The organism is Pseudomonas sp. fls2-241-R2A-110 (assembly GCF_030209165.1).
Taxonomy (GTDB): Bacteria; Pseudomonadota; Gammaproteobacteria; order Pseudomonadales; family Pseudomonadaceae; genus Aquipseudomonas.
In genome coordinates this window covers 40,291-56,047 of sequence record NZ_JARVSN010000038.1, presented here as the reverse complement: position 1 = coordinate 56,047, position 15,757 = coordinate 40,291, and the positions used below count along the sequence as shown (strand labels likewise).

The following is a 15,757-nucleotide window of genomic DNA, read 5'->3' as shown; positions in this document are numbered from 1 at the left end:
TCGCCGTCAGGGCGAAACCCTAAGCCGCCGTTACCGCAGCAACGGATATACACCCGCTCAACCCAAAACATGGTCGGCCCAAAGGCCGCCAAGACCAAACCCGTCAATACCCATCAGAACCGTGATCAATCTGGAAGGCAAACCCAGAAACCCGCTCAACGCCAGTCTCAACCCGCCCATCAGGCAAAAGCCGCAACCACCGATACCCCGGCGCCTCATCACTGACACTGAAATCATCACTCCCCGGCTCAAACTGAATGCACGTCGAAGGCGAAGCAATCAACCGCACCCCCTTACGCTCAAGATCAACCTCCTGATGCACATGCCCCCACAAAACCGCACGCACCTGCGGAAAACGATCAAGCACCGCAAACAGCGCCTCAGGATTACGCAACCCGATCGGCTCCATCCAGGCACACCCGATCGACACCGGATGGTGATGAAAACACACCAGATGATGCCGCTCCGGCGCCTCACTCAATGAACGAGCCAACAACTGCAACTGCTCATCCTGCAAATACCCCGGCACCGACCCCGGCACCGCCGAATCCAGCAACGTGACCCGCCAGTTGCCGACATCCACCACCGACTCCAGCAAAGCGCTTTGTACCGCCGCCTCGGCCATGATCCGCGGCTCATCGTGATTGCCAGGAATCCAGCGCGCCGGCGCATCAAGCGACCGCGTCAAATCGCGAAACAGCTGATAGGACTCCAGCGTTCCGTCCTGAGACAAATCACCACTGGCAATAATCAGGTCAATCTGCGGCTGTTGAAGGCGCACCAACTCGATGACCTTTTGCAGACTGTCGCGCGTATTCATGCCCATCAGCGTCCCGTTCGCGTCGGCAAACAGATGACTGTCAGAGAGTTGCACCAATAACGCCGAATCGGCGGTGGTCAAAGTGGATACGCTCGGCAAGGCGTTCTCCCAAGGCTGAATCACGGGATGGATGAGTGCCGCAATTATGCTGGGGGACGATCAAAAGGGGAAACCTGTGAACCGGACGCAGTTCACAACTCACGTTAACGGACGACTTCGTACTCATGCCCCAACGCCAGGCAATGGCTCAGCCATTCGCCCAGAAACATATTCAGTTGAGCCTTCTCGTCTGGCTGATGCATCGAGGCATTCGGATAAGGATAGATGCCACGAAAGCGTCGCGCATGTTCGGCGCTGACCACTTCAGCCATGCAGGCGTCGTGGTAGACCTGAACTTCCAGTTGCGGCACCGGCAACCATGGCAGGCTATGTTCCTGCCGAACCTGCAGCGTCGTGGTGTACGGACAGACTTGAAGCACCTCGAGGGCCAGCACGCCAAGCATCTGGTCACCGTTAGTCACGGCAATGCGCCGCGCCGCCGGCTCATTACGCATGTCCGGCAGCAGTCGCATCAGACGCGCGTAGTTGGCCTCGCAAGAGGCTTGCAGCCCTACAAGGTCAACCCGGTAGCGATCGCGCAGCTTGTTTACGACCATAGCCCCCTCACTTCAACGCGGTTCAAAGCCAGCCATTGCAAAGCAATGATACAAGGCGCGTTGGCAATTCTTCCGTCGCGTACGGCTTGCAAGGCGTCTTCGAATGCCCAGACCGTGACGCGGATATCTTCTGCTTCTTCCTCCAGCCCATACAGGCCGCCGACGCCGGTGCTGTCACAACGCCCCAGGTACAAATGCACAAACTCATTGCTGCCGCCCGGCGATGGAAAATATTTGATCATCGGCCAGAGCGCCCCGAACACAAGCCCAGCTTCCTCCTGCGCTTCGCGGTGAGCAACTTCTTCCGGCACTTCATCCTTGTCGATCAGACCGGCGACCAGTTCGATCAGCCATGGATTGTCGGTCTTGCCCATGGCGCCTACACGAAACTGCTCGATCAGCACCACTTCATCACGCTGCGGATCGTACGGCAGCACGCAGACTGCATCATGGCGGACAAACACTTCACGATTGATCTCACGACTCATGCCCCCGGCAAACAATTCGTGGCGCAAGTGCACACGATCGAGTTTGTAGAAACCCTCGTAGCACTTTTCACGCCGAACGATATCTACGGCGGTCGGAATGGCGTTGGCAAAATCAGTCATGACTATCCTCGTTTACTGCAGTCCGTTACGAGGCTCCTTTTGTGACTTGCAACCTCGACTTCGCGCCATCCTAACGCGCTCGCACCGTTTGATGCAGCCCCTTTCCAGTCAGCGAGATAGACGGTGAGGGCGAAACCAACTCTAATTAGCTTAGTGGCGAACTGACCGCTTCGTTGAGAGTCGAAGCGGATAACTTTTCGCCTTTCCCTGTTTTGTGAAGGACGCCCATGTCGTTTCTTAAAATCGCCTCCGTGGCCGCAATCGCCCTGACCCTGGGTGCCTGCCAGAGTTTGTTCCAGCCCAATTACCGGACACCGCTGGAGACCACCCGCGATGCCTCGGAAACATTGAAGCCGGGGTGCTCCAGTCCTGATTGCCCGCTGGTGAACATCGACACCGTGCACTTTCCGGCCGAGCCACAACTGGACGGCCTCGTGGAAAAAAACCTGCTGCAATTGACCCGCACCCCGGACGCCCCGGCAGCGCCGACCCTGGCCGCGTATCGCGATCAGTTCCTGCGCACCGCCGCACCGCATTCCAGCAGCTACTTGCAAGCCAAGGTACGTGAGCAGCATGACGGCTTGGTGATTGTCGAATTTTCCAGCTACCTGGACACCGGCAACGCGCAAGGCACACCGGGGCGCAGCTTCATCAACTATTCGCGCCAGCAGCATAAAGTGCTGACGCTGTCGGATATGTTGCTGCCGGGACAGGAAGAAGCGTTCTGGAAAGCCGCGCAAGTGGCGCACAACAGCTGGCTGATCAGCACCAAACTCGATCAGGAGCCGGAGTTCCTGAAGACTTGGCATTTCCAGAAAACCCAGAACGTGGCGCTGACCTACGGTGGGGTGATCCTCAAGTACGAAGTGAGCACCATCGCGCCTTACGCGCTGGGCCACATCGAACTGAAGATCCCTTACCCGCGCCTGAACGGCATTCTCAAGCCTGAGCTGTTTCCCGGCCGTAACTGAAGGCCCGACCCAGCACGAGCTGAAGCAACCCTGCCAGAATCAACGACGGCAGGGTTGCGCCGATGTCCGGATACAGATTGGCCAGCAAGTGATAAGTGCTCACCCCGCCCAACCAGGCGAGTAACGCCGGCCAGCGCAATGCGGCTGACGCCACCTGAGCACTGCGTTTGCGCAAGATGAAGTGATCCACCAGCACCACGCCGAACAGCGGCGCAAACACCGAACCGATCAACAGCAAAAAGTTCTGGTACTGGGCCAACGGCGCCAGGCACGCAATCAGTGTGCAGATCACGCCAATCGCCAGGGCCAGATGTTCGACCTTCAAGCGCAACAGAATCCCGCTGGACACCGCCGCCGAGTGAATATCGGCAAAGGCATTTTCTGATTCATCCAGCAGAATCAGCAGCAGCGGAATCCCCAGACCTGCACCAGCCAGTGCCAACAACAAGGCATTCACTTCACCGCTCGGCGCGAACGCCAGGGTGTACGCAACGCCCAGGCTCATCAGCCAGAAGTTACCGATAAAGAAACCCAGTGCCGTGCCACCGAACACGTCTTTCGCACGCTTGCCGAAACGTGAATAGTCGGCAATCAGCGGCAGCCACGACAGCGGCATGGCGATCGCAATGTCGAAGCCGACGGCGAATGGCATCGAACCGTCACCGGCCTGCGCCCACAAAGCGGCCAGATCGGCTTTGGTGAACAGGTTCCAGGTCAGCCAGATGCACGCCGCCAGCAACAGCCAGATGCCCCACTTGCGCAGAATCTGCCGCACGAATGTCAATGGCCCGCTGACTGCCAGCAAGGTCGCCAGTGCGCCGAAGAACAAGGTCCAGAGCAGCGGATTCGACAGCAGGCTGCCTTCGCTGAAGGCCCGCGCGCCGAGCAGGCTGGCCGCGTCGCGCATGACGATAATTTCGAACGAACCCCAACCGATCAGTTGCAGCAGGTTCAACACGGCCGGCAGGCTGGCGCCGCGTTTGCCGAGGCTGAGTTTGAGCGCAGCCATCGAGGACAGGCCTGTGTCGCTGCCGATCACACCGACGGCGGCCAACAGCAGAACGCCGACCAAGGTGCCGAGGAAGATCGCCAGCAACGAGCCGGACAGGCCCAGACCTGGCGCGAGCAAAGCGCCGGTTTGCAGCACCATCAAACCGATGCCGAGGGAAAACCACAGGGAAAACAGATCGCGACCGCCAAAGACTCGTTTGTCCGTCGGCACCGCGATGTCTGGAGAATAAGTACTGGGTTGAATGCTCAAGGGTGTTATCTCAGAGGGACATTTGTTGTTGTGTAGATCTCAATCGCCAGCAGGCTGGCTCCCACAGGGGACTCGTGAACGCCACAGATCCAGTGTGGGAGCCAGCCTGCTGGCGATGGGGCCTGTGCAGGCCCCACCGTTTCAGGTCAGATCAAACCTTCTTGTACAGCTGACTGCCTTCCTGCTTGAACCGCTCGGCCTGATCCGCCAATCCCTGGGCGACTTCGGCATCGACGGTTTCGATCCGTTGGTTGGCCGCGTATTCGCGGACTTCCTGGGTGATTTTCATCGAGCAGAATTTCGGCCCGCACATGGAGCAGAAGTGCGCGACCTTGGCCGAATCCTTCGGCAGGGTTTCATCGTGATACGAGCGTGCAGTGTCCGGATCGAGGCCCAGGTTGAACTGGTCTTCCCAACGGAATTCGAAACGCGCCTTGCTCAAGGCATTGTCGCGGATCTGCGCGCCCGGATGCCCTTTGGCCAGATCGGCGGCATGTGCGGCGATCTTGTAGGTGATGATCCCGGTCTTCACGTCATCCTTGTTCGGCAGCCCCAAGTGCTCCTTGGGCGTGACGTAGCAGAGCATCGCGCAACCAAACCAGCCAATCATCGCCGCGCCAATGCCCGACGTGATGTGGTCGTAACCCGGCGCAATGTCGGTGGTCAGTGGGCCGAGGGTGTAGAACGGCGCCTCGTCACAGCACTCGAGCTGCTTGTCCATGTTCTCTTTGATCAACTGCATCGGCACGTGGCCCGGGCCTTCGATCATGCACTGCACGTCATGCTTCCAGGCGATCTTGGTCAGCTCGCCGAGGGTTTCCAGCTCACCGAATTGTGCGGCGTCGTTGGCGTCGGCAATCGAGCCCGGACGCAGGCCATCGCCCAGCGAGAAGCTGACGTCGTAGGCCTTCATGATTTCGCAGATGTCTTCGAAATGCGTGTAGAGGAAGTTTTCCTTGTGATGCGCCAGGCACCACTTGGCCATGATCGAACCGCCACGGGAGACGATGCCGGTCACGCGTTTGGCGGTCAGCGGCACGTAGCGCAGCAGCACGCCGGCGTGGATAGTGAAGTAGTCGACGCCTTGCTCGGCCTGTTCGATCAGGGTGTCGCGGAACAGCTCCCAAGTCAGGTCTTCGGCCGCACCGCCGACTTTTTCCAGGGCCTGGTAGATCGGCACTGTGCCGATTGGCACTGGCGAGTTACGGATAATCCACTCGCGGGTTTCGTGAATGTGCTTGCCGGTGGACAGGTCCATGACCGTGTCCGAACCCCAGCGAATGCCCCAGGTCAGTTTCGCCACCTCTTCTTCGATGGACGAGCCCAAGGCGCTGTTGCCGATGTTGCCGTTGATCTTCACGAGGAAGTTACGGCCGATGATCATCGGTTCCAGTTCGGTGTGGTTGATGTTGGCCGGAATGATCGCGCGACCGCGAGCGATCTCGTCGCGGACGAATTCGGGGGTGATGATTTTCGGCACGCTGGCACCGAAGCTGTGGCCGGCGTGTTGCTGGTCCAGCAGACCGGCAGCGCGGGCGACTTCCAGCTTCATGTTTTCGCGGATCGCGACGTATTCCATCTCGGCGGTGATGATGCCTTTGCGCGCGTAGTGCATCTGGCTGACGTTGGCACCGGCCTTGGCGCGGCGCGGGTTGTTCACGTGGGCGAAACGCAGCTTGGTCAGCTCGGCATCGGCCAGGCGTTCCTGGCCGAAATTGGAGCTCAGGCCGGGCAGGCGCTCGGTGTCGCCGCGGGACTCGATCCACGGCGAGCGCACATCGCCCAGGCCTTTGCGCACGTCGATGATGACGTTGGGATCGGTGTACGGGCCCGAGGTGTCGTACACCACTACCGGCGCATTGACCTCGCCGCCGAAGTCGGTCGGGGTCACATCGAGGCTGATTTCGCGCATCGGCACGAGGATGTCCGGACGGGAGCCCTGAACGTAGATTTTTTGCGAGCGGGTAAACGGCTGAACCGACTGTTGATCGACTTGGGCCGAGTCACTCAGGTTCGTATGGTCTTTTAGTTTTATCGTCATCACGGGCTCTCCGAACACATCCAGGCAGTGGATTTTTGTCGGAGCGAACCTGTAAACGAATGGACGCACGTGCGCTGGGAAAACCAGCTGTGCTGTGCTCAGTGCTCGAGGGGTGTTCGATTGTCGAACAACATCCCGGACGAAGCACAAGAGGACTCGCCGGGTGACGAGAAATCTTGTTCCCTACGCAGGCGCTAACCTGATCAGGTTCAACGGGATCCGAAATTATTCGATCTCAGCCTCATAGCAAGGCACCCCGACAAGAACCCGGCCAGTCTAGACACAACCAGCAAAGAACGCCAACACCGCGGTAAACACCATGATGAATGGCGCAATTAACGGATTGTTGCCGAACGTGGCCACCACTACACTCGCAAGCCATGCCGCGCCTTGACGCTGTGTGGCCCGCGCCGTAGCCTTGGCGCTCAAATTATCAGCGTAATTTTCTTAGGGATGGCCTCATGCTGCGCAAACTCTCACTGGCCCTTGCCGTGTCTTGTGCGTCCAATGGAATGGCCTGGGCAGCAGAAGCGCCCTTATCGACAAAAAACGATCTGGTCAGCGTGTATCAGGAAGCGAAGGACAACAACGCCGACCTGGCCGCCGCCGTTGCTCAATATGGCGCGCAGAAAGAAGTCGTGCCTCAGGCTCGCGCCGGGCTGCTGCCCAATATCTCGGGCGGCGCAGAAATGGCCAACGTGCGCACTGTCATCGATCAGCCTTCGGCGACCGCCAACCGCAACGCCCACTCCTACCAGGCGACGTTGGCTCAACCGCTGTTCCGCGCTGATCGCTGGTTCCAGTTCCAGGCCGCCAAAGACGTCAACGAGCAGGCTGCACTGCAACTCTCGGCGACCGAGCAAAACCTGATCCTGCAAACCGCCAACAGTTACTTCAACGTCTTGCGCACGCAGGATAACCTGGCCTCGACCAAGGCAGAGGAAGCCGCGTTCAAACGCCAGCTCGATCAGTCCAACGAACGCTTTGACGTCGGCCTGTCGGATAAGACTGACGTGTTGCAATCGCAAGCGAGCTACGACACCGCGCGCGCCAACCGGATCGTCGCGCAGCGTCAGGTGGATGATGCTTTCGAAGCTCTGATCACCCTGACCAACCGTCAGTACAACTCGATCTGGGGTATTTCCCATACGTTGCCGATCCTGCCGCCCGCGCCGAACGACGCCAAGGCCTGGGTCGATACGGCGGCGAAGCAGAACCTTAATCTACTGGCCAGCAACTACGCCGTCAGCGCGGCGGAAGAAACCCTCAAGCAACGCAAGGCAGGCCATGCGCCGACCCTCGACGCTGTAGCGAAATACGAGAAAGGTGACAACGACGCCCTGGGTTTCAGCAACCCGAACGCCTTCCCCCAACCTTACGGTGGCAACGTCTCGCAAACGACGGTGGGCCTGCAACTGAACATCCCGATCTATAGCGGCGGCTTGACCAGTTCCCAGGTGCGCCAATCGTATGCGCAACTGGATCAGTCCGAGCAGCAGCGCGAATCCCTGCGTCGCCAGATCGTGGAAAGTACCCGCAACCTGCACCGCGCGGTGAACACCGATGTTGAACAAGTGGCGGCGCGCAAGCAGTCGATCATCTCCAACCAGAGTGCGGTTGAAGCCACTGAAATCGGTTATCAGGTGGGCACGCGAAACATCGTCGACGTGCTGGATGCGCAGCGCCAGCTGTACACCTCGGTGCGCAATTACAACAATACCCGTTACGACTATATCCTCGACAACCTGCGCTTGAAGCAGGCGGCGGGTACGTTGAACCCAGGAGATCTGCAGGATCTGGGGCGTTATTTGAAGGCCGACTACAACCCGGACAAAGACTTCCTGCCGCCGGATCTGGCCAAGGCTGCGGCGGCGCAGTTGAAGGCTAATCCGACGCAGTAAAAACAAAAGATCGCAGCCATAGGCTGCGATCTTTTTGTGTCAGGCAATCCGATCGATCAACCGTCCCAACCCGTCCAGCAATCGCTGCAAAGCACCCTGATTGGTGCGCATCACCTTCAAGCCCGCCTCCGCCATCCGCTGCGCATCGCGCGGCAATTCGAACAACCGCTGCACGGCCAGCGCCAGACCTTCGGCATCTTCTACTTCCTGTAACGCCCCGGCGCTGCGCAATTGCGCGGCGATTTCAAGGAAGTTGAACAGGTGCGGGCCACTCAGCACCGGCTTGGCCAGCGCCGCCGGCTCCAGCAGGTTGTGCCCGCCGTTTGGTACCAGACTGCCGCCGACAAACGCGCTGTCCGCCAACGCATACAGAAACAACAACTCACCCATAGTGTCGCCCAGCAACACCGATGTGCCGGCGGTGACCGGTTCGCCAGCGGAACGACGCACCGTGGAAAACCCCTGTTGCCGGCACAATTCGAACACCGAATTGAATCGTTCCGGATGACGCGGCACCAGAATCAGCAGCGCATCGGGATGATTGGCGAGCAACTGACGATGGGCCGACAGCACCACTTCGTCTTCCCCTTCATGAGTGCTCGCAGCGATCCACACCGGACGCTCCTGCGCCTGCCATTGCGCCCGCAGCTCGGCGGCACGCTGAAGCAATGCAGGGTCGATGGTCAGGTCGAACTTGATCGAGCCGGTCACTTCCACCGTTTCCTCACGCGCGCCCAATTCACGAAAGCGCTTGGCCTCGGCTTCGGTCTGCACCGCGAACAGGCTCATCTCGGCAAGCATAGGTTGAGTCAGTTTGTTGAAGCGGCCATAACCCCTGGCCGAACGCTCGGACAGTCGCGCATTGGCCAGTGCCACCGGAATGCCGCGTTTGGCGCATTGGTGAATGTGGTTTGGCCACAGTTCGGTTTCCATGATCACCGCCAGTGTCGGCCGGACCCGATCGAGAAATCGCTTGGCGGCACACGGCAAGTCGTAAGGCAAATAGCAGTGCTGGATGCGCGGTTCGTTGGCGAACAGTGCACGAATGCGCTCGGACCCGGTCGGGGTCATGCAGGTCACGGTAATAGGTAGCTGTGGATAACGTTGCAGCAAGGCGCGAATCATCGGCGCCGCCGCAATGCTTTCACCCACGGACACCGCGTGCACCCAAATTCCGCCCGGCTTCATTGCCGGCAGGCCCAGGGAGAATCGCTCGCCAATGCGTTTGGCATACGCCGGCGCCTTGCGCGAGCGCAGCCACAGCCGAATCGCTACCAGTGGCAGCCCCAGGTAAAACAGCGCGGTGTAGAGAGTTCTATTCATGGCGGCGGAGTTTATCGGCTTTTTTGACCGATCGCCTGCAAGTGCACGGCAAAACGTTCCGCCAACCAACGTGCCGCCGGGCCGAGGGGCTCGTCACGGCGCCAGACCAGTTCCACCACCAGCGCTGGCGGAGTCCATTCGCTATCCAGTTCGACCATCAGGCCCTGATACGCCGGGTATTGCACCACGTGTCGCGGCAGCCAGGCCCAGCCGAGGCCGCGCACCAGCCATTCCGCCATGACGTAGAAGCTGTCGGCCCGCCAGACCTGCGGACTGGCCGGCTCACTGCCGGGGTAGACGCTGGACTGCGTGGACATCAGCAGCTGTCGATGCTGCGCCATTTGCTGACAATCAATCTGCATCTGCCTGGCCAGCGGATGTCCGACACCGCACACAGTCACCATCTCAACGCTGCCCACCACGCGCCGCTCAAGGGCTTCGGGAATCTGATCGTGATAAAACAGCAAGCCCAGATCGGCCCGCCGCTCCACCAGTTTGCGCGCCACATCGCCTTGGGCGGCGCTGGTCAGTTGCACTTCAAGGCTGGGAAATTTTTCCGCCAGGGCTTCAAAGCTTTCGATGATCGGCTGATAGGGCATCGCCTCATCCTGAGCCACGCGAAGGCGTGCCTCCTGGCCGCGCATCATCGCCAACGCCCGACCATTGAGGCGTTCACATTGACGCAACACTTCGCGTGCCTCTTCCAGCAAGGCGTTGCCGGCTTCGGTCAGTTTGGGCTGACGACCACTGCTGCGGTCGAACAGGCTCACGCCGAGGTCGTCCTCCAGCTGCGCAATCGAACTGCTGACCGCCGATTGCGCCTTGCGTTGATCCCGCGCAACCGCCGAAAACGAACGCTGCTCCGCTACGCTGACAAACAGCCGCAGCTGCTCCAGATTCCATTGCATGCTCATGAGGCAACCCATCTTCAGAACAGATAGGTAATGACTTTACCGCATCTGGAGAATCTCTAGAATGCCGACCATAGAAAGCAACACTTCACACGAGGATGCACCCATGACCGCTTACTACTACCTGGCCATTGCCATCTGCGCCGAAGTGATCGCGACCGTTTCGATGAAAGCCGTCAAAGGCCTCAGCACTCCGCTGCCGCTGATTCTGGTGATTGTCGGCTACGGCATTGCCTTCTGGATGTTGACCCTGGTGGTGCGCAGCGTTCCGGTGGGTGTTGCCTACGCAGTGTGGGCCGGCATGGGGATCGTGATGGTCAGCGTGGCTGCGCTGTTCATCTACGGCCAGAAGCTGGATGTGCCGGCGATGATGGGGATGGCGCTGATTGTGTTGGGTGTCGTGGTGATCCAGCTCTTCTCCAAAACCGCCGGGCATTAAGGTTCGAAGCGCAATCCATTGTGGGAGCGAGCTTGCTCGCGATGGCGACATAACATTCAGCATCAATGTTGACTGCCCCACCGCTATCGCGAGCAAGCTCGCTCCCACAGGGTTTGTGCGTTGCCATCGATTGATCGCCAGCAAAACCTCCAATCTTCGAGTCTGTATACTGCGCCCTCGTCTTGAACACTGAGGTCGCTGCATGCCATCCGTTATTTCCACCGACGTTCTGATTGTCGGCGCTGGTGTCGCCGGCCTCTGGCTGAATGCGCGTCTGCGCCGCCAGGGTTTTTCGACCGTGCTGGTGGAAAGCGCCAGCCTCGGCGGCGGACAGAGCGTGAAGTCCCAAGGCATCATCCACGGCGGCGCCAAGTACGCGCTGCATGGCGCCCTGACCGGCGCCTCGGAAGCCATTGCCGACATGCCGCGCCGCTGGCGTGAAGCGTTGGCCGGCGACGGCGAGCTGGACCTGTCCGGCGTGCGCCTGTTGTCCGAAGCCCATTACCTCTGGTCCCCCGGCACCCTCGCCGGCAACCTCACCAGTTTCTTCGCCAGCAAAGCCGTGCGTGGCCGCGTCGATCAGGTCAAAGGCGATCAACTGCCGCCGGCTCTGCAAGACAAGCGCTTCAAGGGCAAAGTCTATCGACTGGCAGAGTTGGTGATCGATGTGCCGAGCCTGATCCAACGCCTCGCCGACCTGGCGGGAAACGGATTGCTCGCTGGCCAGAAGATTGAACCGTTGCTGGAGGACGGCGCTCTGGTGGGCCTGAAGGTCGACGAGCGCGAGATCCGTGCGCAACGCATCGTGCTCAGCGCCGGTGGCGGCACCGCCGCACTGCTCGAAGCACTGGGCCTGAGCCAGCCCGCCATGCAGCGCCGACCGCTGCACATGATCATCGCCAAAGGCCCGAGCCTCAAACCGCTGTACGCCCATTGCCTGGGCGGCGGCACCAAGCCGCGCATCACCGTGACCACCCACCCGGCGGCAGATGGCCAATGGGTCTGGTACCTGGGCGGCGATATCGCTGAAGCCGAAGGTGTCGCTCGCGAACCCGCCGAACAAATCGCCACCGCGCAGAAAGAACTCGGTCAGTTGCTGCCATGGATCGACCTGAGCACAGTGCAATGGGCAACCCTGCGCGTGGACCGCGCCGAGCCGCTGCAATCAGGACTGACCCGTCCTGACAATGCATTTGTGGCCGAACAAGGTCGGCTGCTGGTGGGCTGGCCAACCAAACTGGCACTCGCACCTGACTTCGCCGACCGGGTGATCGCAAGCCTTGCGCGTGACGGCATTCAACCCGGCCCCGCCGCACCGCTACCCGATCTGCCAAAACCACCGATGGGCATCCCCGCCTGGGAGCAACTGTTGCCATGAGCCAACCGACTCTGCACGAATTGCATCGACCACTGGGCAGCACCGGCCTGCTGGTTTCGCCGCTGGGCCTGGGCACGGTCAAGCTCGGCCGCGATCAAGGGGTGAAATACCCCAGCGGCTTCCAGATTCCCGATGACGACGAAGCGCGCATGTTGCTCAAGCTCGCGCGCAACATGGGCATCAACCTGATCGACACGGCCCCGGCCTATGGCCGCAGCGAAGAACGTCTCGGACCGTTGTTGCGCGGCCAGCGTCAGGATTGGGTGATCGTCAGCAAGGTCGGCGAAGAGTTTAGCGATGGCCAGTCGAGTCATGACTTCAGCGCCGCGCATACCCGACTGTCAGTGGAGCGCAGTCTGCAACGCCTGGAAACCGACTTCATTGACCTGGTGCTGGTGCACTCCGACGGCAACGACCTGGCGATCCTCAACGACAGCGAGGTCTATGCGACGCTCGCCGCACTCAAGGCCGAGGGCAAGATTCGCGGCTTCGGCTTTTCCGGCAAAACCGTTGAAGGCGGTTTGAAGGCTCTGGAACAAGGTGATTGCGCCATGGTCACCTACAATCTGAACGATCGACACGAGAAGCCGGTCATTGACTATGCTGCTGCTCACGGTAAAGCCATTCTGATCAAGAAAGCCCTCGCCAGCGGTCACGTCTGCCTGAGCCCCGGTGTAGACCCGGTGCGCGCCAGCTTCGAGTTGTTGTTTGAACATCCCGGCGTTGCCAGTGCTATTGTCGGGACCATTAATCCGCTGCACCTCGCCCACAACGTCGCGACCGTTGCCCAGGTCCTTCGTAGAAACTGATGCCGCCCACGCGGCCTTAAGCAGGAGCCGACATGCCGCGTACGCTCATAAGAAAGAACCCGAGCAACTTCAAGACCCTGCCGTTGTACGTCGAAGCGACTCCCGAAGGCCTGAGCTACCAGAGCGTCGGGATGCCGCTCAATTTCTCCCAGACCCTGCAACGTCGCCGCCCGGTGGCAGTGGCCGACACTCAGCGCTTTGCGCTGGAACTGGCCAACCTCGGGGTCTCGGTGCGCCTGACCCTGCATTGGCAGAATCGAGATTACTGGGTATTGGTGCGTCAGCGTCGGCAAGACCGTGGCGATGTGGTGCTCAAGCTGATCTCGGGTTACGTGCCAGCCCACGAACTGAACCTGCCGCTGCACACCGCGATTCAGGAGATAGCCGAAGAGTGCCTGCTCGAAACCCCGGAAGGCTGGCTCGGTGGACGCTTCAACGACACGTGGTTACCGGCGCCCTACTCGTCCGCGCTGCATTATCGCGAGGCATTGCCCTTTCGCCTGACACCGTTGTCCGGCTCTGCGCGGCCGGTGCGTTGCGCCAACATGCAGCTGATCGAACGTCCGAATGCCTATGTGCATTTGCCGACGGCTTCGTTGCAATTGATCTATGACTTGCGTCTGGAGGTGCCCAAGGAAGCCAAATCCCTGAGCCTGTTCCATGTCGACGAACGACTGGAGGGTGATCAACTGGTGGCCCGGCTCGATCGCAAGCGCCCCGATTTGTACCTGATGCCTCTGCAGGACGGCCAGCCGATGGCTGAGCTGTATACCTTGAAAAAGGATCAGCTATACCCGGCGAGTACACGTGGATTGTATCTGGCAGAGAGTTTTGCCCAGCAGGAAGGCTGGCTGGTGCGCGATGAACGGATTCGCTGGAAGGACTGGATGCGACAGCAGGGACTGAGTCCGCCAGGGAAAGATTCCGGTTTGGCGCGGCTGCGTGGGAAAGCGAAGCTACTACTGAAGAAAATTGTGCCGCGGAAAAAAGTCAGCTCCTGACCACTCTCACGTCGAACCGTCGGCGCGGAATGCTTCAATGGACGCGCTTCGCCCGCTCTGGGACGCAGAGCGTCCCGGGCTGCATTCCCACGCGGAGCGTGGGAACGATCAGTGTTACTCGGATTTGCGGATTTTCTCGACTATTGCAGTCGTAGAGCTGTTCGCAACCAGCCCCAGCACTTTCACCGTCCCGCCATAAGCAGTCACGATGTCTGCGCCGACTACCTGGTCGATTCCGTAATCACCGCCCTTGACCAACACATCCGGCTTGACCTCGCGCAGCAGGTTTTCCGGGGTGCCTTCAGGGAAGCTGATAACCCAGTCCACCGCGCCGAGACCGGCCAGTACGGCCATGCGACGGTCAACGCTGTTGATCGGACGGCCCGGTCCTTTCAAGCGGCTCACTGACGCATCGTCATTGACCGCGACGATCAGACGATCGCCCTGGGCCCGAGCCTGCTCAAGATACGTTACGTGGCCGGCATGCAGGATGTCGAAGCAACCGTTGGTGAAGACGATCTTCTCTTTATGCGCACGCGCATCGTCGACCGCCAGCAGCAATTGCTCCAGGCCCAGCACACCGCGTTCGGAACCTTCTTCACGCTGAATCGCACGACGCAGCTCAGGCGCGCTGATGGCCGCTGTACCGAGTTTGCCGACCACGATGCCCGCCGCCAGATTGGCCAGGGCCACCGCGTGAGGCAGTTCTTCACCCGCTGCAATCGCTGCCGCGAGGGTAGAAATCACTGTGTCGCCGGCACCGGTCACGTCGAACACTTCACGGGCACGGGCCGGCAAGTGCAGCGCAGGATGATCCGGACGCAGCAAGGTCATGCCATGTTCGCCACGGGTCACCAGCAATGCACCGAGATCGAGGTCGTGCATCAGCTGCGCGCCTTTGCTCACCAGCTCGTGCTCATCGGCGCAACCGCCAACGATGGTTTCGAATTCGCTGAGGTTCGGGGTGATCAGGCTCGCGCCCCGATAGATAGAGAAGTCCTTGCCCTTGGGATCGGCCAACACCGGAATGCCACGGGCACGGGCGGCCTGGATCAGCACCTGATGGTTTTTCAGCGCGCCTTTGCCGTAGTCGGACAGCACCAGCACCTTGATGCCTTCGAGTAATTCGTCGACTTGCTCGCCCAGTGCCAGTGCGTCGGTGGCGAACGGTTCTTCAAAGTCGATACGCAGCAATTGCTGGTGACGGCTCATGACCCGCAGCTTGACGATGGTCGGCTGGTGCGCGATGCGCTGGAACAAGGCGCGAACGCCTGCACCCTTGAGACTATTGGCCAGACTGTCAGCCGCTTCGTCGTCGCCGGTCACGCCGACCAGCGAGGCCGGAGCACCGAGGGCGGCAATGTTCAACGCAACGTTGGCGGCACCGCCCGGGCGGTCCTCGATTTGCTCGACCTTGACCACCGGCACCGGCGCCTCAGGGGAAATCCGTGAGGTACCACCATGCCAGTAACGGTCGAGCATGACATCGCCGACCACCAAGACAGGGGCTTGATCGAATCGCGGCATGGACAACTTCATGGAGCAACCCACATACAAAATGAACAGGGGCGCGATATTACCACAGGGTGGGCGCTGGCTTGCGCGACGGCTGCAACCGGATGATTCGACACTAAAACC

General features: G+C 60.2%; 14 protein-coding genes and 1 riboswitch. Of the genes, 6 read left to right on the top strand and 8 right to left on the bottom strand.

The features are described from left to right. Positions 1-103: 103 nt before the first annotated feature. The 3 genes from cpdA to QRN31_RS28235 form a co-directional block, all read right to left on the bottom strand. Complete coding sequence (cpdA, locus tag QRN31_RS28245; RefSeq protein WP_285435975.1) at positions 104-919, bottom strand: 3',5'-cyclic-AMP phosphodiesterase; 816 nt, start codon at positions 917-919, stop codon at positions 104-106. 104 nt (positions 920-1,023) lie between these two features. Further along, positions 1,024-1,476: a DUF1249 domain-containing protein gene (locus tag QRN31_RS28240; protein ID WP_090176324.1), complete on the bottom strand. Its 453-nt coding sequence runs from the start codon at positions 1,474-1,476 to the stop codon at positions 1,024-1,026. After that, entirely contained in the window at positions 1,467-2,084 is a 618-nt protein-coding gene (locus QRN31_RS28235) for an NUDIX domain-containing protein (RefSeq protein ID WP_090176327.1), read from the bottom strand. The genes QRN31_RS28240 and QRN31_RS28235 overlap by 10 nt, the downstream gene beginning before the upstream one ends. Positions 2,085-2,311: 227 nt before the next feature. Between QRN31_RS28235 and QRN31_RS28230 the strand changes: the two genes are divergently transcribed. Continuing rightward, positions 2,312-3,055, top strand: a complete 744-nt coding sequence (locus QRN31_RS28230) for an RsiV family protein (protein ID WP_285435974.1) — start codon at positions 2,312-2,314, stop codon at positions 3,053-3,055. On the opposite strand, the gene cytX is transcribed toward QRN31_RS28230, so the two are convergent. Together cytX and thiC are read right to left on the bottom strand one after the other, a co-directional pair. Continuing rightward, entirely contained in the window at positions 3,024-4,316 is a 1,293-nt protein-coding gene (gene cytX / locus QRN31_RS28225; RefSeq protein WP_285435973.1) for a putative hydroxymethylpyrimidine transporter CytX, read from the bottom strand. The two genes, QRN31_RS28230 and cytX, sit on opposite strands and share 32 nt — an antisense overlap. A 151-nt stretch (positions 4,317-4,467) precedes the next feature. Beyond that, positions 4,468-6,357, bottom strand: coding sequence for a phosphomethylpyrimidine synthase ThiC (gene thiC, locus QRN31_RS28220; protein WP_285435972.1), 1,890 nt, complete (start codon positions 6,355-6,357; stop codon positions 4,468-4,470). Positions 6,358-6,520: 163 nt separating this feature from the next. Continuing rightward, positions 6,521-6,626: riboswitch (TPP riboswitch) on the bottom strand. Positions 6,627-6,818: 192 nt separating this feature from the next. Here thiC and QRN31_RS28215 point away from each other — a divergent pair. Then, a complete protein-coding gene (locus tag QRN31_RS28215; protein WP_285435971.1) occupies positions 6,819-8,258 on the top strand; it encodes a TolC family outer membrane protein in 1,440 nt (479 codons plus the stop codon). Positions 8,259-8,297: 39 nt separating this feature from the next. Here QRN31_RS28215 and waaA read toward each other — a convergent pair whose 3' ends face one another. Further along, the gene (gene waaA, locus QRN31_RS28210; RefSeq protein WP_285435970.1) at positions 8,298-9,581 is read right to left on the bottom strand and encodes a lipid IV(A) 3-deoxy-D-manno-octulosonic acid transferase; all 1,284 of its coding nucleotides are present in this window, start codon (positions 9,579-9,581) and stop codon (positions 8,298-8,300) included. 11 nt (positions 9,582-9,592) lie between these two features. Continuing rightward, positions 9,593-10,495 (bottom strand): LysR family transcriptional regulator, encoded by a 903-nt coding sequence (locus QRN31_RS28205; RefSeq protein WP_285435969.1) that lies wholly within the window; start codon positions 10,493-10,495, stop codon positions 9,593-9,595. Positions 10,496-10,598: 103 nt separating this feature from the next. On the opposite strand from QRN31_RS28205, the gene QRN31_RS28200 reads away from it, so the two are divergent. The 4 genes from QRN31_RS28200 to QRN31_RS28185 all read left to right on the top strand — a co-directional run bounded on the left by QRN31_RS28200 (position 10,599) and on the right by QRN31_RS28185 (position 14,119). Continuing rightward, complete coding sequence (locus QRN31_RS28200; protein WP_285435968.1) at positions 10,599-10,931, top strand: DMT family transporter; 333 nt, start codon at positions 10,599-10,601, stop codon at positions 10,929-10,931. A 202-nt stretch (positions 10,932-11,133) separates the two neighbouring features. After that, positions 11,134-12,309 carry an NAD(P)/FAD-dependent oxidoreductase gene (locus QRN31_RS28195; protein WP_285435967.1) on the top strand — a complete coding sequence of 392 codons (1,176 nt, stop codon included), beginning with the start codon at positions 11,134-11,136 and terminating at the stop codon, positions 12,307-12,309. Next, positions 12,306-13,118 carry an aldo/keto reductase gene (locus QRN31_RS28190; RefSeq protein ID WP_285435966.1) on the top strand — a complete coding sequence of 271 codons (813 nt, stop codon included), beginning with the start codon at positions 12,306-12,308 and terminating at the stop codon, positions 13,116-13,118. The genes QRN31_RS28195 and QRN31_RS28190 overlap by 4 nt, the downstream gene beginning before the upstream one ends. A 32-nt stretch (positions 13,119-13,150) precedes the next feature. Next, positions 13,151-14,119 (top strand): metal ABC transporter ATPase, encoded by a 969-nt coding sequence (locus tag QRN31_RS28185; protein ID WP_285435965.1) that lies wholly within the window; start codon positions 13,151-13,153, stop codon positions 14,117-14,119. A gap of 114 nt (positions 14,120-14,233) precedes the next feature. On the opposite strand, the gene hldE is transcribed toward QRN31_RS28185, so the two are convergent. After that, on the bottom strand, positions 14,234-15,658 hold the full coding sequence (gene hldE / locus QRN31_RS28180) for a bifunctional D-glycero-beta-D-manno-heptose-7-phosphate kinase/D-glycero-beta-D-manno-heptose 1-phosphate adenylyltransferase HldE (protein WP_131058771.1): 1,425 nt from the start codon (positions 15,656-15,658) through the stop codon (positions 14,234-14,236). Between the last annotated feature and the right edge of the window lie 99 nt (positions 15,659-15,757).